Consider the following 18,608-nt stretch of genomic DNA (forward strand, 5'->3'; position numbering starts at 1 on the left):
AAGCCCTTTTTGACTATCAAAAAGGGCTTTTTCATTTATGGTCTTGAAATCAAACGGGCAATTTCGCCTTCTTCTTTACTGAGCTTCAGTAGTCGCTTCATCCGGTCAGGTGTGACTTTAGCTAAAGAAAAAAACACGAGTGCCACTGCAAACATGATTACAAACCAGGCACTTTGGAAAAACAGTAAACCTACTGCACTGATCAAGGATATTAAAAACAGAAAACCAACGCGCTTTTGAGAAGCACGAAGATACTGCATCACTTTTCCTTCAAATACATTTTCTGATTTAGCTTTTTTCAATTCGTCCCGAAAAATAAAAAATTGGCCAATCAACAAGCCGTATCCAGAACCAATCATTAAGCCCCTGAAGAAATCTGGAATTTGAGGTAGATCCCAGTCTAAATTACCAGAAGTATAATAGAGGTATACAATTCCGAATATAGGCAGAGCAACCAACATCAATATCAGCGAGGTTACCTCCTGCTTTCGGTAGCTCTTTTTAAGCTTTTCTATATCTAATTCCAAAACTCTATTCGATTGTGATTTTAATGTCGTCACTCACTGCACGAGATGAGCAACATAAAATATATCCTTCTTCGATCTCTTTTGGACTTAGACCTGCATCCTCGTCCATTTTCACCTGACCAGAGGTAATTCTACCACGACAAGCAGTACAAAGCCCACTTTGGCAGCTATATGGCATATCCAAACCTGCTTCCAGACCAGCTTCTAAGATGGTTTTGTCCGGAGATACGCTTACAAGATGATCGTCACCTTCCAAAGTAATTTTCACATCCCTTGTCAAAACTCCCGAAGCAATCCCGGCTTTTGCATCTGCCTTGGCTTGCTCTGCAGCTGCTGAGAAAAAGCTTTCGGTATGGACACGCTCATCAGGTACTCCGATTTGGTTGAGAACATTTTGAGCAGTGCTCATGATTCCTTCTGGTCCGCAGAGAAAATAGATTTCTTCATATCGCTGCTCATACTCGGCATTAGCGACAAGTTCTTTGAATTTGTCTTGATTCAATCGGCCATGAGTTCCTGTCCACTCGGATGAAGGTTGGCTAAGAACATGCTCTACCCTTAGGCGATCAGGGTTGGCCTTTTCCAGCTTTTCGAGTTGATCCTTAAAAATGATCATTTCCTCATTTCGGCTGCAATAAATTAATGTCGCAATGGACTTGGGCTCATTGACCAAAACAGATTTTAATATCCCCATGATAGGCGTAATTCCACTTCCACCCGCTACCAGAATAAAGTGCCGCTGAAGTGAGCTGTGGAAATCAACCGTGAAATTTCCCAAAGGAGGTAGAACGTTGATAGTTTTACCCGGAAAAACCTTCTCATTGAGATAGTTGGAGAAAAGACCTCCGGCTACCTTTTTGACCGAAATCCCAGGAAAAGGATCGACGAAAGGAGATGTACAAAGGCTGTAAGAGCGTCTATGCTCCTTACCCTCAAAGTCCATAACCAAAGTCAAAAACTGACCGGGTTTGTACTCCAAGAAAGGTTCTGGCTGCTCAAAATATATACTTACAGTATCTGGCGTTTCCCTGACTACTTCCCTCACTTTTAAAGGTAAGAAATTTGACTTCTTCGCTTCAGGTTTCTTCTTCTTGAATAAATTAAACATTCCTACAGGGATATATTCGGGTGCAAAATTAATGAGGCAACTGACAATACAGAGCTTATGCCTGATTTTTCAATAGTCAAACCATAATTTCTTTCGCTTAGTTTGCTCTGATCGATAATTATTCTTCTATCGGGGCATATTTTCAGGCAATGCCGTAAATTGCAGCTCAAATTGGAAAGTACACCATCACCAATCTAATCATGGAATTCAATCCCCTGACCGCCATCAGTCCAGTAGATGGCAGATATGCCGGCAAAACCGAAGCTTTAAGAGCCTATTTTTCTGAATTTGCTCTGATCAAATATAGAGTTCATGTAGAGGTGGAATATTTCATCGCCCTTTGCGAACTCCCCCTTCCTCAATTGGCAGATTTTGACACGGATCTTTTTGCTGCGCTACGAAATATTGTAAAAAATTTCTCCCTTGAGGATGCAGAAGAGATCAAGGAAACTGAAAAGGTCACTAATCATGATGTAAAGGCAGTTGAATATTTCCTGAAGAAAAAATTTGATGAGCTTGGACAAGAGCCTTTCAAAGAGTTCATCCACTTTGGGCTTACCTCTCAAGACATTAATAATACAGCTACTCCACTCATGTTGAAAGAGGGAGTGGAGAAAGTAATCTTGCCTACGCTTGATAGTGTATTGAACAAACTGAGAGAACAAGCTAAATCTTGGGAATCCATTCCCATGCTGGCCAAAACCCATGGTCAGCCAGCTTCCCCTACTCGACTCGGAAAAGAGTTTCAGGTTTTTATCACTCGAATTGAGCAGCAACTTGAGCAACTCCAAGCAGTCCCCTATTCAGCAAAATTTGGTGGCGCTACAGGTAATATGAATGCGCATTTGGTTGCCTATCCACATTTGCCATGGAATGACTTTGCAAAGCATTTTGTAGAAAAATATTTAGGCCTTTCCCGCTCATTTCCCACTACTCAGATAGAGCACTATGATAATCTTGCTGCTCTTTTCGATGCAATGAAGCGCATCAACACCGTCTTGTTGGACCTTTCGAAAGATGTCTGGCAATATGTGGCGATGAATTATTTCAAGCAGAAAATCAAGGCTGGAGAAGTAGGCTCCTCTGCTATGCCTCACAAGGTAAATCCGATTGATTTTGAAAATGCGGAAGGAAACCTAGGTATTGCCAACGCACTTTTGGAGCATCTCTCAGCAAAACTCCCCATTTCGAGATTGCAGCGGGACCTGACAGACAGCACCGTCCTTCGGGTCATTGGAGTGCCATTAGGCCATATGCTTATCGCATTGGAGTCTCTAAAAAAAGGACTAGGAAAATTAGAGCTCAACAGAGCCGCGATCGATTCGGATTTACAAGAAAACTGGGCAGTAGTTGCTGAAGCCATACAGACTATTCTACGACGCGAGGGCTACCCAAAACCATATGAAGCGCTGAAGGATCTTACAAGAACAAATGAGAAAATCACCCAAGATTCCATCGCCAAATTCATCGAGGGTTTAGCCGTTTCAGATGAGATCAAGCAGGAATTGAAGCAGATTTCACCCTTCAATTACACCGGTCTTTAACGTAAAAAAGGAATGCATGAGCATTCCTTTTTTGTTTTCAATAAACTTAATTTAAGATGCTTTGGAGGGAAGCACCTGTAGGTACTTACGAGGGAGATTAATCAACATATTCTGGTAAATACCCGGGATTCTGATCACGAAATAATCTTTATTTCCCTTTTCGATACATTCCCCAACCATATTTTGAAGTGGTCCTCCGATTACCTCCACTTGCTCGCCGGGCTCGATTTCAGTACCGTCGGTTTCAACAGCTACTCCCGTTTCTACTATCCGTTTGATTTTATCCAAATCCTCTTCCCGAACCGTAGCATGCTGACCTGAAAAGTGGACGAATTTCACTGCACCAGGCTCTTGGAGACATTCCCAAAGCTGGTTTCGTTGGGTTTTGACAAATACATAACCATTAAAAAGTGGACGTTCTACTTTTTTCTTCCTATCGGACCATTGACGAAGTTCTGTCACCAAAGGAAGGTAAACGTCCCATCCCTTCTCTCTCAGTCTTTTCGCTACCTTTTTTTCCGAACGCGAAGCCGTGTACATCACGTACCATTGAAGTTCACTCATTTCTAAAATTTATTTGGGAAATCAAATTTACAAAATACCTTCTTGCAAATCGAATGCATTGGCTTTGACTATGATCAAAATGAAATCAAATCCTAGCCTGATAAGTATACAGCTGATAATATCGCCCTTCTAGCGCTATTAATTCATCATGTTTGCCGCGCTCCACGATCTCGCCCTGCTCGATAACCAAAATCTGATCTGCCTGTCGAATCGTACTTAATCGGTGAGCAATCACAAAGGTGGTACGCCCTTTCATCAATTCCTTCAAACTGGCTTGGATGAGCGTTTCTGACTCCGTATCCAGATTCGAAGTAGCTTCATCCAAGATGAGAATTTTCGGATCAGCCAAAATCGCCCTTGCGATAGCAATTCGTTGGCGCTGACCGCCAGAAAGCTTGACTCCTCGCTCACCAATCAAGGTGTCCAGCCCCTCCTCAAAGCGATCGGTGAACTCCTGAACATGAGCAGCATGCACAGCTTGTTTAAGTTGGTCTTCTGTGGCGTCCGGCCTTGGAAAAAGGATATTTTCGCGGATAGTACCTTCAAAGAGAAAATCATCCTGTAGCACGACACCCAAGCGGGAACGGTAAGACTCCAAAGTTACTTCACCCAAGTCATTTCCATCCAGTGAAATCTGTCCAGAATCAGGATTCAGAAAACTAGCTGCCAAACCGGCTATTGTAGTCTTTCCAGAGCCCGAAGTTCCGACGAGTGCAGTGACTGACCCTGCTGGAGCCTCGAAACTGATTTCTTTGACTACTTCTTTTCCTTCCTCGTATGAGAATGAAACCTTATCGAAAAGGACATCTCCTTTAAAATCATGGAGTTCGATTTTCCGCTTTTTATCATCCGATTCCAGCGGAGCATTCATGATTTCCTCCGTTCTATCCAAGCCGGCGAATGCTTCTGTGAGTTGGGAACCAATATTGGACATTTGAACGATGGGTGCGATCATAAATCCCAAGTAGAGCGTAAAGGCCAAGAAGTCTCCAAAAGTCATTTGACCTTCCATAATCATCCAGCCACCAATCCCCATGATGCCGGCAGATGCCAAGCCAAGTAATAAGGTCCCCGCCGAGGTGACAAAAGAGGTAGCAGTCAAACTTGATTTCACATTCTGAAAAAGCTCATCCACTCCTTTTTGGAATGTTTTGATTTCCTGCTCTTCGGCATTGAAGCCTTTGATCACACGGATCCCCCCTAGTGTTTCTGTAAGCCTTCCGGTGACTTGGGCATTGATTTTTCCCCGCTCTCTGAAAATTGGGCGGATTTTACCGAAAGCTTTCAAAGAAACAACTCCAAAGACAATCACCGGAACGAGAACATACAAGGTCATCATCGGTGAAATGCTGATTAATAAAATCAAGGAAATCACCGCAGTCAAAATTCCACCTATCATCTGTGCAAACCCAGTCCCCACCAAGTTGCGGACACCTTCCACATCACTCATAATCCGAGACACCAATTCCCCGGTTTTGGTATTGTCAAAAAACCGAATGGGAAGCTTGATGATATGACTTTGGACTTGGGAACGAAGCTTGGCGATAAGATTTTGTGCTTCTACCGAAAGGATTTGTGTCAGGGCATAGGATGTGACCGATTGAATCACAATGGCTGCAACCACTGCAATTATCAGCCATTTCAAAAGCTGTAGATCATTGGAGGGGATGACATCATCTACCAAGTACTTACTCGCACCGGGAAGAACTAATCCTGCTAATCGACTGATTACAATTAAAAATAATCCAAGCAGTAGGTGCTTTCGACGGGGCCAGACGATGGTAGCAAATACTTTTTGGATACTGACCCGCTTTTCTTTTGGTTTCTGTTTCATGATGTAGACAGGCAATTAATAAAGAATTTGTGGATTTGGTTCCCAGATAATAAAAAAGCCCGTCAAAATGACGGGCTTGAATTCTTTTTAGTTGAAAATCTTATTTGGTCTTGGGCAACACATTAGAAATCAGTGAAACCTTTTCAATAGGCTCTGAAGCATTGGAATAAATCCTCACGACAGAGTTCTGCTTTCCCATTTTCCCAGCTGAATTAAAGGAAACTTGAATCTCAGCTGATGCCCCGGGAGCGATAGGCTCTTTTGGCCAGCTAGGCACAGTACAACCACAAGTAGCGGCTACATTTGAGATTACCAATGGAGACTCACCAGTATTGGTCAATTCGAATGTGTGAGAAACTTTCTGACCTTGAACGATGTCGCCAAAATCAACAGACTTTTCCTTGAAGGTAATCACTGCGCCAGATTCACTTTGTGCATTGACTTGGATTACAAGTAAGAAGGCAAATAAGCCAAGTAGCAAACCGAATTTTTTCATATCTCTCATTATTTTAATTATTCAAATATTCAACTTTTCAATAATAACTCAAAATCCAGACCAGTATAAGATCCGAAGGGTATTTTAACTTTTTCTAACAGCCAGACATGCCCTTTTGTCAGCTTTTAGAAAAATTGCGGAGCAAAGTTCAGCAGGTAGAGTTCCTCCTTCGCACGGGTCACAGCAGTATATAGCCAGCGTATAAAATCACGATCAACCTGACCATCCGGTAAATATCCTTGATCCACAAATACCGCCTCCCACTGACCACCTTGGGCCTTATGACAGGTCAAAGCATAAGCAAACTTCACCTGAAGTGCATTTAAATACGGGTCTTTTCTGATCAATTCCGCTCGCTCAGCTTTACTTGCGACATCCGCATAGTCCTCCGAAACCTGATCGTAGAGCTTCCGGTATTCTTCACGCGTCAATGCTGGTGCAGCGGAATACAGTGTGTCTAGTAGCACCTTTGCTTCGAAATGAGGCTCATCCGGGTAATCCAAAAGCCTTAGCTCCAAAGTCGCAAATCGAAACCCATACAATTCCTCAAAGCTTCTGATCTTCATAATTTCGGCCATGTCACCATTTGCCAAAAAATTCACCCGGTCTGAATCAGCCATGTAAGTGTAGTTGTTTTTGACTATCATCAGCAAGTCCCCCGTATCAATTTCATTTTCATAGAAAAAAATCATGCGCCGAATGTATTGATTGTACTGCACCGCATTTTTATTGGACCGGGTTACAATCACGGTGTTTTCTCTTCCAAATTTGTCATATCCATAGCGCAGTCCATCTTCAAGCCGCTCACCCGTCATTTTGAAAATATCTCTAAACCCGCCTGTTTTTAATTTGATCTGAGGGTCTTTCTCACCCAAAAGCTGCCTTAATCCCGTCGCGTTAAATAAAATACCGGATTCTTGGCGCTGACGCATCACCTCAGTCAACTCAATTTGGGAGGCATTCAGCCGAAATTGCCTTTGCAAATATCCAGACTCCAATGCAGGACTGTATTCACTTCCCACCGGAGGTAGCTGTGCCGTATCCCCGACCAGAAGAAGTCGATTATTTTCCCCACTAAAAACAAAGCGAATCAGGTCCCCTAAAAGCGTTCCCGACATACCGCCATCGTCAGATAGCATGGAAGACTCATCGACAATAAATACCGTCTCCTTGAAGTAATTTTTCTGAAGAATAAAACCAAAGCCCAAACCCGACACTTCCTCTTTCGGCTTATAGATAATCTTGTGGATAGTAAAGGCAGACCGTGAACTATACCCAGCCATAACTTTGGCAGCCCTACCGGTAGGAGCAAGCAAAAGCGACTTCATTTTGAGTCGCGGAAGCACTTTGACCAGTGCAGAGACGAGCGTGGTCTTTCCAGTTCCGGCGTAGCCTCTTAGGATGAAGGTGGGCTTTTCCTCAGTCTCCTCTAGCAGAAATTCATCCATCCCAAGAAAAAACCGCTCCTGCCCCTCTGTTGGTTCAAAGGGAAAATATTTTCTGATAAAACCCGACGGTCTCTGACCTAGCTGAGTATCTTTACCCATAAGAGACGAAGGTAAATGAGAGAAGACAAAATAGGGCAAGAAATCGAATCGAAATTCGGAAATAAACTTCGGACGCGGGTAAATGGTGTATTGATCCGCGATGAAAAAATCCTGATGGTCCGACATAAAATGAGCGATCAGAGGGATTTTTGGTCAGTACCTGGAGGTGGGATGGACTTTGGATCGGATGCTCCCAGCAATTTGAAGCGGGAGTTTATGGAGGAAACCGGATTGGAAATCGAAGTTGGCAAATTCCTGTGTGTGCATGAATTTTTGAAGCCCCCTTTACACGCTATAGAATTGTTTTTCGAAGTAGAAATGAACGGCGGAAAGCTGCATTTAGGAATAGATCCAGAGCTCGAAAGCCAGAATCAAATCTTGAGCGAAATCGCATGGATGAGCTTAAAAGATCTTAAAAACGTACCTCAGGATTCTATTCATCAGGTATTTTGGGGAATAAAATCATTCCGAGAGATAGGATTGTGGAAAGGATATTTTAATTTTGGAAATAAATACCTAAAATAGCACGGCAAAAAAGAACCATCAACCTTACCCAGATTTTAAAACTCAAATCAAAATGAATCTAACCAAAGTCTTATCCTTCGTATTTCTTTTGGGTGCATTAGCACTTGGCTATTTCCTATGGAAAGGCGTCGATGATGTCGTAGAAGCAGAGAAAAGAATTGCTCTAATTGAAGGTGCTGTCATCGAAAAGCTTCAGATGCTTCGAGATGCCCAGCTTGCTTACGAAGCTTCCAATGGAAAATATGCTTCCACATGGGACAGTCTTAAAACCTTTATCCAAGAAGGTGAAATCTGGTTGATTCAGCGTACAGAAACAACCAAGCTACTTGACTACGGAAAAGAAGAGACAACTGTCACTTTCGATACGTTGGGTTCTGTTCCTGTGATTGACTCCTTATTCAATGAGCGTAAATTCCCTGACTTCGACCTTGATAGATTAGCAGTAGTCCCTGGTTCAGGTGGAAAGCAGTTTGAGTTTTTCGCAGATAAAATCGAGCGAAATAACTACATGATCAACGTTTTCGAAATTAGAGACCCTGCTCCTATCAACCCAGAAAGAAGATTGAACAACAACGAGAAGGCTCTTCGTGTAGGATCCAGAACAGATGCCTCGACTGAAGGTAACTGGAAATAATCCAAGCGAAATTGGAAACCACTCTAAAAGTATTTAAAAGTGATAAGTTTGATGCGGGTGATACCGCAAGCTTATCACTTTTTTTATACCCTAGCTTTTTAGCAATTTTTGCAAAGGATCAGAATCAAGCCAATATTGGTATTCATTTTTATCCAAAATTTGATTGGGGCTCTCTGGAAAAACTCATCATATCAGATCCATTGTTAAAAATCGATGTGCCAGCCAGGGTCTATCTTCATCAATCCGGATTCAGCTTGGTTCCTGGGGTTTTGTATTCGAGCGAAAATGACAGAACCTACCTTGAATATGTACAGGAACTTCCTGAAAAGTCTCATTTTTTCCACACATCACTGGACAGCAATAATGTTCAGATCGTTTCATTCATAGAGGAAAAGCTTAAGCGAAGCCTTCAGGCCCGGTTTACTGAAATTTCCTTTTATCATGGTTCCTGTTCTTTTCTGTCTTATCTCTTCAAAGAACGGTTCAATCTGATCGGGCAAGAAATACTTGTTAATCTTTTGGATGGTAAAATGTATCTAGCGGCCTTTACCGATCAAGAGCTTACTACCTTCAATATGTTTGAGATATCAAAGAAGGAAGACTTGCTCAAGTATGTACAGATTCTGATCAAGCAATTGAATTTTAATCCCAAGCACGTTCGGGTTACGATCTATGGAGTGCCTTCTAAGTCCGAAATCTCAGAAGAATGGGCTCAAGAATATTTCCACAATGTCCGGATTTTAACTCCTCATGCCAATCAGAACTATTCACACGGATTCAAAAAAATAAAGGATTTGGGTCTTTTTGAGGTATATTGGCAATATCAATAGAGATCATTTATACTATTTCGGCAGAAAACAGAATGCTCTCAAGGCAGAAAGTAGACCGCCGGTTTTCTAAAATTTCCCTAGTCTGCTTGATCAAAAAACACAGCTTTTTTTAAGAAGAAAACTCATGAAAAAAACAGCCATTTTCCCCGGATCTTTTGACCCCTACACCAAAGGACACCATGATATAGTCATGCGAAGCTTGGATATTTTTGATGAGGTGATTATTGGCATTGGGTATAATTCGACCAAGAAAAACCGCTATTTTGATATCGATCTCATGGTTAAAAAAATTGAGTCAGTGTACGAAGGTATGGACTCAGTGAAAGTTATTGTCTACAATGAGCTTACTTCAACACTCGCCAAAAAGCATGGAGCTAATTTTCTGATTCGGGGACTTCGTAATACCACCGACTTTGAATATGAAAATACCATTTCTCAAATGAACCGCTATCTCAACGAAGACTTGGAGACAGTTTTCCTGATTACCTCCCCGCAGTACGCCGCTATCAGCTCCACCGTCATTCGGGAAGTGCATCGCTATGGAGGAGATGTGAGCGAGTTTTTGCCTTATTCTATTTAAAATTTCCCTTCAGCATTTGCTTGAAAAGCCAGCGCATGGATGGATAGGAATTGATCAAAGCTACTTTAGCCTCCTCGATTCCAAACCATCGAATATCATCAATTCCCTCCTCCAATTGTGGAGTCATCTGACTATCATCTGTACAGGACATCGTATACCAGTAGGTCTTTTTTAGGATGCTTTTTCGGTTTTGGGTATAGGTATGCCAGGTGTTACAGATAGGACTTCCCATCTTGACCTTTATCCCACATTCTTCCTCCACTTCACGAAGTGCGCATTGCTCAGGAGTTTCGCCCTTATCGAATTTGCCTTTTGGAAAATCCCACTTTCCCAATCGATGGATCAGAAGTACTTTTTTGTCTTTTAAGACTATCCCCCCAGCAGCTCTGATCGTGTAGAAGCGACTTTTGATAAAGCTCTTAAGATCCCCCTTAGTCTGGGAGACCAAAGTAATGGAGTCTAATTCTCTCAGCTTCCGGGTCCTTAATTGGTACAAAATTCGAATCACTAAATCAACCGAGGGGTCCTTGAACAAAATATCGTCCTGCCAGAGCTTGATTGGGGGTAATTCCTGAGAGTCAGAAAATACTCCCTCGAATTTTTCAGGATTGACTAATTGCTTGTAGCTGATTATATCCAGCGGTTTGTCATTAATAAAAATCCGCATAAAAGCACGGCAAGGTTTAATGGTTATTTTTGAATGGAGGTACGCTTAGGGTTCTACCATTTCTTTGAGATTTAAAAATGCAGATTTTTTATACCAAGACAAACATTCCTTTCGGGTTTCCTGTATTTTTGGGCTATGGAAATTTTATCGAATGAACTAGCAGCTGAAGTAGCCGATCAATTATTGAAAATTCAAGCGATTCGTCTTCAGCCCGAACAGCCCTTTACCTGGGCCTCAGGTTGGAAATCCCCGATCTATTGTGACAATAGGCTTTCCCTATCATTTCCGAAGGTCCGTAACCTGATTCGGGATGGTTTGACTCAATCCATTCAGCATTTTTACCCTCAAGCCGAAGCGATAGCAGGTGTTGCAACTGCCGGTATTCCACAGGGGGCACTTTTAGCCAATGAGCTTGAACTCCCATTTCTCTATGTCCGATCCAAACCAAAAGGTCATGGAATGGAAAACATGATTGAAGGCCAAATTACCCCAGGTCAAAAAGTAGTGGTGGTAGAAGACCTTGTATCTACTGGAGGAAGTTCCTTGAAAGCTGTTCAGGACCTTCGCAATGCAGGATTTGAGGTCTTAGGAATGGTAGCCATATTCAGCTATGGATTTCCGGTAGCAGCTGAGAATTTCGAGAAAGCAGGAGTCAAATTAGTGACGCTATGCGATTATGAGCAACTTTTGCCGAGAGCGGTTGCAAAATCCTATATCGACGAAAAGGCACTTCAGTCACTTGGAACTTGGAGAAAAGACCCATCTGCTTGGGGATAAAGGGATGATTAGGCTTTTTTTCTAAAAAGGCCTATTGACCCTCCTACCCAGTCTTTGTCTTTATTGAATTTGACCCCTATCATTTCGCCTCGACTCAGACGGACTAGGTTTCCTGCTAGAGTAGGTTTTTCGTCAGCCTCAGGCCAGATTGCTAAGATTCGGACCTCTACCTTTACCAATCCATCCGGTGCCTGGATTACAGGCTTATAGCTCACTTTCTTTTGTAGCATATATAAGCCTTTGTCTTGGACTGCCTCAATATCAGCTTTAGTCACATTAAATATTACTCCTGCACCCGAGAAAGAAAATAAAGGCTTCAAAACGTAATTTTCAAGATCCTCTGGTATTTCCTGAAGCTCACTCAACAAAGTGGACTCAATAAAATAAGGTCCATGAAGGTGGGGAAGAATAAACTTTGAAATCCGCGTGTACCAATTGGGATGCCCGGCCCATTCTACCTCGAGTTCATCAGTAAAGCTGAACTCCATTTTCAAGTCTGGTCGAGCAAACAATTCATCAAACACTACCCGATTGTAGATTCGCTTTATCTGAACTTCTTGACCGTCTCGGTTTTTGTAAAAAAGCTTTTTCCCTTTTTTAATCACCTTAGTTACACAGCAAGTGGCAATCCCAAGGTCTTTTTCACAGTAAGAAAAATCTATTTTCGTATTTTGATTTTCAGGTTCAATTTCCAACAAAACCACTTCCTCCGGAGCATATTGACCTAAAATTGTGCTTTTCAGCAAAGAAAGACAGCTATCTTCATCCAGTCCTGATAGATAGGGAGTAAAGCCTTCCAGCATCGGGTAGACTTTCTTCAGCTTTTGAAAAAGATTATGCTGAAAATTGAAAATTGAAGGAAATCCCTGTACCTCAATCAGCTTAGGAGTAAGCACTCCATCTTCTTCACATACCCCAAAGTCAATTGCCATAAACTGGGTATGAAGGTCCTCATTCGGAACCTCAATATTCAAGTCAAGCGCCCTTTGGGTCAATTCCTTGAATTTTGGCTGCCTAATAAAAGTGACTAAGTCTTCGCAGGCCTGAAGTAACTTTTCCTTGAAATCATCAGGAATAAAGAAAGGCGTTTCTGCTACCCGAAAAGTAGGAGAATATCCAAAGTCATCTTGAATCGAGTCAAGAAGCTTTTGGTATTTTTGCGTCGAAAACTCAGCATTGAATTGCTTACGGTAAGATTCAATCATCGAGCATTAGATTAGAATTTTCTTTTTTCTGTAGGTATTGACAGCCTTTATGCCCCTTTCCAAAAAGTTAGGGATCAAAACCTGATTGGTCCTGACAATTTTATCTTCATCTACCAAGTGCTCGATCATATCTCTAAACTTGGCTTTACCTTTGACTGCGATGATTTTTTCCTTCACCTCCGGCTTTTTGAGGTGTTCCAAAAAAGAAATCGCATCTGCCTCCGGGTGGAATTGGGTTCCTACGATCTCATCGGAAAAGCGAATTCCCATCAAAGCCCGCTCGTACTCTACATGATTTCGAATCTTTTCTAAGGCGATGATTTTGGCACCCAACTGCTTGAATTTTCGTTTTTCAGGACGAATAACTTGATAATCTCTGCTATCTACTGCCCAAAAGGGATTGTCCAAATTATAAAACAGTGGGTCCAACAAGCCTTCCTCGGTCTTGTGGATAGTCATCACACCAAAGGAAGTAGATTTCCTTTTAGTGATATCTCCTAGCCCAAAGTGCTTACAGGCCATCTGAAACGAGTGACAGATTAGCAGTAAAAACTTCTTCTGGTTATGGTTTTGGTTCCAAATCCAAACCTGATCAAGAAAGTCGAAATATTTCAATTCCCATTCACCATTTCCCTCCAGTGGACTACCTGGCCCACCAGTTGAAATAAACAAGTCAAAATCCTGAACGTCCGGAACCTCTGATTTTCCCCGAACGTCAAAAACCCGAAAAGAAATGTGTTTCTGAAAACGTCCAACTATCTCTTGAATACAACGCATGCCCTGATTGGGCTCCCCGTCGTACATATCCAAAATAGCCAGATTGATTTTTGATTTTGCCACTGCGATTAATTTTTACGGGTCAAAGGTACGGCAAATACTCAAATACCTTCGGTAAATTTACCAGTGATATAGTCTACGACTTTTGCCAAGTCTCCAGTCTCACGATAGACTGCCAATTGCTGATCAGCTCCTGTGCCCTTAGCTAGAATTTGATGAACGTATTCCACTTCTTCTCTGCTGCCCAACTCATCTACCACATCATCAATAAAATCCAATAGCTCAGCAATCAATTCGATGGTTGGGACTTCTGATTTCTTACCAAAATCGATCAATTTGCCTTCAATCCCATTTCTTGCTGCACGGAATTTATTTTCTCGAATTAATGCGATACGGTAAATATTAAAGCTCGTGTTGCTCATCAATAGCTTGTAAAGCTTGGCAACCACAGCTTGAATCAGCGCGACGATGCAGGTAGTCTCTTCTACCGTCAGACACATATCGCAGATTCGAAATTCGATGGTACTAAAAAAGGGATGCATCCGAAGATCCCACCAGATTTTCTTGGGGTTATCAATGCAATTGGTCTTAACCAAAATCTCCAGATAATTGTCATAAGACTGAACCGAATCAAAGTATTCGGGAAGTCCTGTCCGTGGGAATTTGGCAAAAATCTTTGCTCGGAAAGCCTTAAAACCTGTATCTCTTCCCTCCCAAAATGGGGAATTGGTCGTCAGGGCATAAATATGGGGGAGAAAGTAGCAGGCCTGATTCATCAGCTGCAAGGCAGTTTCTCTATTTTCGATGCCGACGTGCACATGAAGACCAAAAATCAAATTGGATCTAGCGATATCTTTCAGCTCGTCCACGATATGATGATAGCGGGGCTCATCGGTGATAGCCTGATCCTGCCACTTGGCAAAAGGGTGAGTACTCGATGCTCCTACGATTAAGCCCTGCTTTCCGGCTAGCTCAGCAATTTTATTCCGTAAAAAAGCCACTTCCTTTCTGGCTTCCTGTACGTTTTGACAAATATTGGTACCAACTTCTACCACGGACTGATGCATCTCCGCTTTTACTTGCTCTCGGAGCTGAATCTTTCCTCCCTCCACAATTTTGGACATGTGTGAGCGAAGGTCCCTTGTTTCGGGATCGATGATCTGGTACTCTTCTTCTACGCCGAGTGTAAACTTCGGTAGTTTTTTATTGGAGACACTCATAATCAAACAGTTAAATACTAAAAGCGCTTAGCCATTTCCACGGAGTTTTTGACAAAAGTCCCCCAAGTCAAATTCATCTTTCCTGGTTTTTGAGCTTTTGCGTAGCGAATCGCCATGTTGGCTGCCTCCTCTACTACCCATTCAAAATTTTCCTGACCTACCGAATTGATATCGGCATCAGGTGCTGGATTACCAAAGTCTATGGCGTAAGGAATTCCATCCCTCACAGCGAATTCTACGGTATTGAAATCATAGCCTAATCCTTTACATAGATCAATCGTATATTTTTTGACCTTAGCTAAAAGCTTTTTCGAGGATGGTGCCCTGTCCACCACATAGCGAAGATGGTGCGGGTTTCGGGGTTCATATTCCATAATGCGAACCTCCTTTCCGCCAAGGCAATAGACACGAAAGTACTCGTCAAATACAATTTCTTCTTGTAGCAACATCACGAGTTGACCAGTTTCGGGATGCTTCTGAAAAAACTCTTCTTTATTCTCAAGTCTATAGACATTCTTCCAACCTCCTCCTGCATAAGGCTTCATGTAAGCAGGAAAGCCTATGTATTCAAACATGCCATCCCAATCGAGAGGAGCTGCAAGATTTCGAAAGGACTTAGAAGTAGTATCCGTGGGGTGCTCTGCCGAGGGCAATAATACCGTTTTTGGTAAAGGAACTCCCAACTGATCTGCCAGGGCATTATTGAAAAACTTGTCATCTGCGCTCCACCAAAAAGGATTGTTGATTACGGCTGTACCTGTCAGGGCTGCATTTTTCAAATAGGCACGATAAAAAGGGACATCCTGAGATATTCGATCAATAATCACCGCATAATCGGAAAGCTCATTTTGGATCACCTTGTCAATTTTCACTGCCTCGGCAATAATCCCCTTCTCTGCTTTTTGATTCACTCGATCGATAAAAGCCTGAGGAAAAGTATCTTCCATCCCGAAAAGTATTCCTATCTTCTTCATATTCTTATTGGATAAAATGGTTTAATCAAACTTAATTCTACTTAAATAGTGCGGAAACATCTCTTTCCAGACATCCCAATCATGGACTCTATCCTGCCTCACATCCAGCCAATGGGGGACACCTTTTTTATTGAGACAGTCGTCTAATTTCAGATTTGCATCAAAACAGATATCCCAATTGGAAGTACCCAGTACAATATCCATCTTCCATAGCTCATCATCATTTAATCCCGGAAGATATTCTAAGGGGCTGTTATAATAAATATCATCATGGTTATATCCATCCATGAAATCCCGAATATCAAAGGCACCTGACATGCTAAACATGTGGCTGACATAGCCCGGATGCCGGAAGGCAAAGTTGGCAGCATGATAGCCTCCAAAGCTACAGCCCGCTACGACGACCTTTGCTACAGCCGTATTCAACCGAATACGCTCCACAATCTCATGGCAGATCATTTTATCATAAGCCACGTGATTTTGGATGCGTTGATGGGGATGAATGTTTCTGTTGTAAAAGCTGTCAGCATCATTACTTTCTGGACAAAAAACCTGAATCAAACCCTGCTCAATATACCATTGGGCAGAACCGATCAAACCCATGTCTCGGTTTTCGTGAAAGGATCCTTTGGATGTAGGAAAAACTACCACCGGATAGCCTGCATGTCCAAAAGTCAACATCTGAACCTCTCGATTGAGATGGGGAGAATACCATTTGAAATATTCCTCTTTCATAAAATTTCCCAAAAAGATTAATGGTCGTAAGTTTTGAAAAACTATTCAAAATATCTTGAAAAGCAAAGGATATTCTTCTTTACTCAAAAATTAAAAAATCAAAGCCTAGACCTAGAAGAAGATTGAGGAAAATATTTCTTAGAAAAGACTAATCGGAAAATACCGAACAGTACTATCCCAAGCATAATAGCCACGGCAATCCATTTTAAGGTCGTAGCAACGGAGGCTGTTAGGGTAAGTACCTTAGAAGGCTCTGGAAAAATCTTCAATAGTCGTAATACCAGTAGGTTTTCAATAAAATCAAAGGAAGCTACCAAAAAAGGAAGGAAGACAACTCGCTTCATCCCCATCAGCCTGTATAGTAATCCTGAGAAAAAGACACTGTATACAATCAAATACGGTAAATCAAGAAACCATATCCCCTTCCGATAAAGGTCTCTTGTATCCATATCCATTGCTGAGAGGGAATTCCATGCTTCCGAAAATGTATAGGCAAATTTCAAATCCAGCGCATATTCCTTAGGCATAAAAAAGGAAAGCGATAAATTAAAAGCAATCATCATCAAGAAAAAGGCGATTAATGATCCCTTTTGAGATAAACTTCTAAAAGTTGATTCCATAAAAAAGCTTTAAAAGAATCCGAATTTACTCAATATCAATTAGTTAAAAAATTCTAAATGGATTTTTTATCAGCCTTTTTGAAACCATTTAGAATACATTGGGTAATTTCTGGCTGTTCGTTCGATGACTTCTTTCATCTCAGGACCTATTTCTTTGACTTTTTTGGCTGGCATACCTGCATAAATGGAATTTGCCTCTACCACCGTATTTGCCAAGACCACAGCACCCGCGGCAATCACTGCTCCAGAGTGCACAACAGCTCCATCCATAATGATCGCCCCCATTCCTACCAAGACCCGATCATGAATCGTACAGCCATGCACTACCGCATTATGAGCGATAGATACCTGATCGCCTATGTAGGTTCCGGCTTTTTGGTAGGTACAATGGATGACTACCCCATCTTGAATATTTGTTTGATTGCCTATCCGGATTTCATGCACATCTCCTCGTACCACGGCATTGAACCAAACCGTACATTCATCTCCCATGATGACATCACCGACCACAGTGGCATTTGGCGCTAGCCAGCATGACTCTCCGAAAATTGGCTTTTTGCCGTTTAGCTCCATTATTAAGGGTTCCTGCATTGAGTTTTTGATTTTTGAACAAATTCAAAAAAAAATCTGAGAACCAGAACTTTTTGTTTTAATTTTGGTTTTCCGTGTATATACATCAAATTTGAAACTAAACACAAACCATTATGAAGTTATTTAAACAAACAGGCCTATTTCTTTCGGCTGCCCTTTTGACATTCGCATGCGGCGCACCAAGTGAAACTGTAGAAACATCTGAAGCTAAAGAAGTAGCAGAAGCTACTGGACAAACTCTAAACCTAGACATGGATGCGACTACCATCTCTTGGAGAGGATACAAGCCGGCTGGTCAACACTTCGGAAAAATCCCCGCTACCGAAGGTTCTTTGGTAGTGACTGGTGATGAAATTACAGGTGGAAAATTCACATTTGACATCACAGGTTTGAAAATCGAAGACCTAGAGGAAGGTTCTGAGAACTACGGCAAACTTTGGGGTCACTTGCAGTCTCCTGATTTCTTCGATGCTGCCAACCATCCAACTGCAACTTTTGAAATTACAGGAATCGAGCCTTTCGCTGCTGGTGATGTAATTGCAGATATGGAGCAATTCGAGACAGACAATACGCCAATGGCTGCATCTGAGCTTTCTCCAGAAACTCCTACTCATTGGATCAGCGGAAACTTGACCATGAGAGGTACTTCCAAAAACATCAAGTTCCCAGCTGCAGTTGCGATGGAAAATGGTGTAGTTACTGCAAAAGCAGGCTTCAACATTGATCGTACTGAGTGGGGTCTTTCTTACGGAGACGAAGCTAACGCAGTTGACAAGGCAAAAGATCAGTTTATCTACAATACTGTATCTTTGATGCTTGACGTAAAAGCAAACTAATTACAATCAACCAATTT

General features: G+C 42.0%; 21 protein-coding genes. 7 read left to right on the plus strand and 14 right to left on the minus strand.

Features of this window, described 5'->3' with window-relative positions:
• Positions 1 to 35 precede the first annotated feature (35 nt).
• Together OU792_RS09035 and OU792_RS09040 are read right to left on the minus strand one after the other, a co-directional pair.
• Positions 36 to 527, minus strand: a complete 492-nt coding sequence (locus OU792_RS09035) for a hypothetical protein (RefSeq protein WP_222584710.1) — start codon at positions 525 to 527, stop codon at positions 36 to 38.
• Between the two features lie 4 nt (positions 528 to 531).
• Positions 532 to 1,635: a ferredoxin--NADP reductase gene (locus OU792_RS09040; protein ID WP_134202318.1), complete on the minus strand. Its 1,104-nt coding sequence runs from the start codon at positions 1,633 to 1,635 to the stop codon at positions 532 to 534.
• Between the two features lie 200 nt (positions 1,636 to 1,835).
• Between OU792_RS09040 and purB the strand changes: the two genes are divergently transcribed.
• Positions 1,836 to 3,179 carry an adenylosuccinate lyase gene (gene purB / locus OU792_RS09045; protein WP_274669989.1) on the plus strand — a complete coding sequence of 448 codons (1,344 nt, stop codon included), beginning with the start codon at positions 1,836 to 1,838 and terminating at the stop codon, positions 3,177 to 3,179.
• Positions 3,180 to 3,230: 51 nt separating this feature from the next.
• Here the strand turns inward: purB and OU792_RS09050 are convergent, their stop codons facing one another.
• From OU792_RS09050 to OU792_RS09065, 4 genes are all read right to left on the minus strand, one after another.
• Positions 3,231 to 3,743, minus strand: coding sequence for a UpxY family transcription antiterminator (locus OU792_RS09050; RefSeq protein WP_134202316.1), 513 nt, complete (start codon positions 3,741 to 3,743; stop codon positions 3,231 to 3,233).
• Between the two features lie 85 nt (positions 3,744 to 3,828).
• On the minus strand, positions 3,829 to 5,577 hold the full coding sequence (locus tag OU792_RS09055) for an ABC transporter ATP-binding protein (protein WP_274669990.1): 1,749 nt from the start codon (positions 5,575 to 5,577) through the stop codon (positions 3,829 to 3,831).
• Positions 5,578 to 5,677: 100 nt separating this feature from the next.
• The gene (locus OU792_RS09060; protein WP_274669991.1) at positions 5,678 to 6,073 is read right to left on the minus strand and encodes a DUF1573 domain-containing protein; all 396 of its coding nucleotides are present in this window, start codon (positions 6,071 to 6,073) and stop codon (positions 5,678 to 5,680) included.
• A gap of 125 nt (positions 6,074 to 6,198) precedes the next feature.
• On the minus strand, positions 6,199 to 7,620 hold the full coding sequence (locus OU792_RS09065) for an ATP-dependent DNA helicase (RefSeq protein WP_274669992.1): 1,422 nt from the start codon (positions 7,618 to 7,620) through the stop codon (positions 6,199 to 6,201).
• Between the two features lie 15 nt (positions 7,621 to 7,635).
• Between OU792_RS09065 and OU792_RS09070 the strand changes: the two genes are divergently transcribed.
• The 4 genes from OU792_RS09070 (at position 7,636) to coaD (ending at position 10,189) form a co-directional block, all read left to right on the plus strand.
• On the plus strand, positions 7,636 to 8,145 hold the full coding sequence (locus tag OU792_RS09070) for an NUDIX domain-containing protein (protein ID WP_024284922.1): 510 nt from the start codon (positions 7,636 to 7,638) through the stop codon (positions 8,143 to 8,145).
• Positions 8,146 to 8,197: 52 nt separating this feature from the next.
• A complete protein-coding gene (locus OU792_RS09075) occupies positions 8,198 to 8,779 on the plus strand; it encodes a hypothetical protein (RefSeq protein ID WP_026945306.1) in 582 nt (193 codons plus the stop codon).
• A gap of 11 nt (positions 8,780 to 8,790) precedes the next feature.
• Positions 8,791 to 9,609 (plus strand): DUF3822 family protein, encoded by an 819-nt coding sequence (locus OU792_RS09080; RefSeq protein WP_274669993.1) that lies wholly within the window; start codon positions 8,791 to 8,793, stop codon positions 9,607 to 9,609.
• A gap of 124 nt (positions 9,610 to 9,733) precedes the next feature.
• The gene (gene coaD, locus OU792_RS09085) at positions 9,734 to 10,189 is read left to right on the plus strand and encodes a pantetheine-phosphate adenylyltransferase (protein WP_026945304.1); all 456 of its coding nucleotides are present in this window, start codon (positions 9,734 to 9,736) and stop codon (positions 10,187 to 10,189) included.
• Here the strand turns inward: coaD and OU792_RS09090 are convergent.
• Positions 10,182 to 10,856, minus strand: a complete 675-nt coding sequence (locus tag OU792_RS09090) for an NUDIX hydrolase (protein WP_026945303.1) — start codon at positions 10,854 to 10,856, stop codon at positions 10,182 to 10,184. The two genes, coaD and OU792_RS09090, sit on opposite strands and share 8 nt — an antisense overlap.
• Positions 10,857 to 10,991: 135 nt before the next feature.
• Between OU792_RS09090 and pyrE the strand changes: the two genes are divergently transcribed.
• Complete coding sequence (gene pyrE / locus OU792_RS09095) at positions 10,992 to 11,633, plus strand: orotate phosphoribosyltransferase (protein WP_134202312.1); 642 nt, start codon at positions 10,992 to 10,994, stop codon at positions 11,631 to 11,633.
• 8 nt (positions 11,634 to 11,641) lie between these two features.
• Here pyrE and OU792_RS09100 read toward each other — a convergent pair whose 3' ends face one another.
• From OU792_RS09100 to OU792_RS09130, 7 genes are all read right to left on the minus strand, one after another.
• Positions 11,642 to 12,838, minus strand: a complete 1,197-nt coding sequence (locus OU792_RS09100; protein ID WP_274669994.1) for a hypothetical protein — start codon at positions 12,836 to 12,838, stop codon at positions 11,642 to 11,644.
• A gap of 6 nt (positions 12,839 to 12,844) precedes the next feature.
• Positions 12,845 to 13,678: a type 1 glutamine amidotransferase gene (locus OU792_RS09105; RefSeq protein WP_342453730.1), complete on the minus strand. Its 834-nt coding sequence runs from the start codon at positions 13,676 to 13,678 to the stop codon at positions 12,845 to 12,847.
• A 38-nt stretch (positions 13,679 to 13,716) separates the two neighbouring features.
• Complete coding sequence (locus tag OU792_RS09110) at positions 13,717 to 14,835, minus strand: carboxylate-amine ligase (RefSeq protein ID WP_274669995.1); 1,119 nt, start codon at positions 14,833 to 14,835, stop codon at positions 13,717 to 13,719.
• Between the two features lie 17 nt (positions 14,836 to 14,852).
• On the minus strand, positions 14,853 to 15,809 hold the full coding sequence (locus OU792_RS09115) for an ATP-grasp domain-containing protein (protein ID WP_134202309.1): 957 nt from the start codon (positions 15,807 to 15,809) through the stop codon (positions 14,853 to 14,855).
• 21 nt (positions 15,810 to 15,830) lie between these two features.
• Positions 15,831 to 16,544, minus strand: coding sequence for an esterase family protein (locus tag OU792_RS09120; RefSeq protein WP_274669996.1), 714 nt, complete (start codon positions 16,542 to 16,544; stop codon positions 15,831 to 15,833).
• Positions 16,545 to 16,642: 98 nt separating this feature from the next.
• Positions 16,643 to 17,164, minus strand: a complete 522-nt coding sequence (locus OU792_RS09125) for a hypothetical protein (RefSeq protein WP_222584700.1) — start codon at positions 17,162 to 17,164, stop codon at positions 16,643 to 16,645.
• A 69-nt stretch (positions 17,165 to 17,233) separates the two neighbouring features.
• Positions 17,234 to 17,755: a gamma carbonic anhydrase family protein gene (locus tag OU792_RS09130; protein ID WP_051260695.1), complete on the minus strand. Its 522-nt coding sequence runs from the start codon at positions 17,753 to 17,755 to the stop codon at positions 17,234 to 17,236.
• Positions 17,756 to 17,868: 113 nt separating this feature from the next.
• Here OU792_RS09130 and OU792_RS09135 point away from each other — a divergent pair, with 113 nt between their 5' ends.
• Positions 17,869 to 18,591: a YceI family protein gene (locus OU792_RS09135; RefSeq protein WP_026945296.1), complete on the plus strand. Its 723-nt coding sequence runs from the start codon at positions 17,869 to 17,871 to the stop codon at positions 18,589 to 18,591.
• Positions 18,592 to 18,608: the final 17 nt, after the last annotated feature.

Origin of the sequence: Algoriphagus sp. NF (genome assembly GCF_028823735.1) — a bacterium.
GTDB lineage: Bacteria > Bacteroidota > Bacteroidia > Cytophagales > Cyclobacteriaceae > Algoriphagus > Algoriphagus marincola.

Bases quoted from the DNA above. Each gene is read 5' to 3' on its own strand.
- OU792_RS09040 (WP_134202318.1), bottom strand. From the start codon at position 1,635: ATGTTTAATTTATTCAAGAAGAAGAAACCTGAAGCGAAGAAGTCAAAT.
- purB (WP_274669989.1), top strand. From the start codon at position 1,836: ATGGAATTCAATCCCCTGACCGCCATCAGTCCAGTAGATGGCAGATAT.
- OU792_RS09050 (WP_134202316.1), bottom strand. From the start codon at position 3,743: ATGAGTGAACTTCAATGGTACGTGATGTACACGGCTTCGCGTTCGGAA.
- OU792_RS09055 (WP_274669990.1), bottom strand. From the start codon at position 5,577: ATGAAACAGAAACCAAAAGAAAAGCGGGTCAGTATCCAAAAAGTATTT.
- OU792_RS09060 (WP_274669991.1), bottom strand. From the start codon at position 6,073: ATGAAAAAATTCGGTTTGCTACTTGGCTTATTTGCCTTCTTACTTGTA.
- OU792_RS09065 (WP_274669992.1), bottom strand. From the start codon at position 7,620: ATGGGTAAAGATACTCAGCTAGGTCAGAGACCGTCGGGTTTTATCAGA.
- OU792_RS09070 (WP_024284922.1), top strand. From the start codon at position 7,636: ATGAGAGAAGACAAAATAGGGCAAGAAATCGAATCGAAATTCGGAAAT.
- OU792_RS09075 (WP_026945306.1), top strand. From the start codon at position 8,198: ATGAATCTAACCAAAGTCTTATCCTTCGTATTTCTTTTGGGTGCATTA.
- coaD (WP_026945304.1), top strand. From the start codon at position 9,734: ATGAAAAAAACAGCCATTTTCCCCGGATCTTTTGACCCCTACACCAAA.
- OU792_RS09090 (WP_026945303.1), bottom strand. From the start codon at position 10,856: ATGCGGATTTTTATTAATGACAAACCGCTGGATATAATCAGCTACAAG.
- pyrE (WP_134202312.1), top strand. From the start codon at position 10,992: ATGGAAATTTTATCGAATGAACTAGCAGCTGAAGTAGCCGATCAATTA.
- OU792_RS09100 (WP_274669994.1), bottom strand. From the start codon at position 12,838: ATGATTGAATCTTACCGTAAGCAATTCAATGCTGAGTTTTCGACGCAA.
- OU792_RS09110 (WP_274669995.1), bottom strand. From the start codon at position 14,835: ATGAGTGTCTCCAATAAAAAACTACCGAAGTTTACACTCGGCGTAGAA.
- OU792_RS09115 (WP_134202309.1), bottom strand. From the start codon at position 15,809: ATGAAGAAGATAGGAATACTTTTCGGGATGGAAGATACTTTTCCTCAG.
- OU792_RS09120 (WP_274669996.1), bottom strand. From the start codon at position 16,544: ATGAAAGAGGAATATTTCAAATGGTATTCTCCCCATCTCAATCGAGAG.
- OU792_RS09125 (WP_222584700.1), bottom strand. From the start codon at position 17,164: ATGGAATCAACTTTTAGAAGTTTATCTCAAAAGGGATCATTAATCGCC.
- OU792_RS09130 (WP_051260695.1), bottom strand. From the start codon at position 17,755: ATGCAGGAACCCTTAATAATGGAGCTAAACGGCAAAAAGCCAATTTTC.
- OU792_RS09135 (WP_026945296.1), top strand. From the start codon at position 17,869: ATGAAGTTATTTAAACAAACAGGCCTATTTCTTTCGGCTGCCCTTTTG.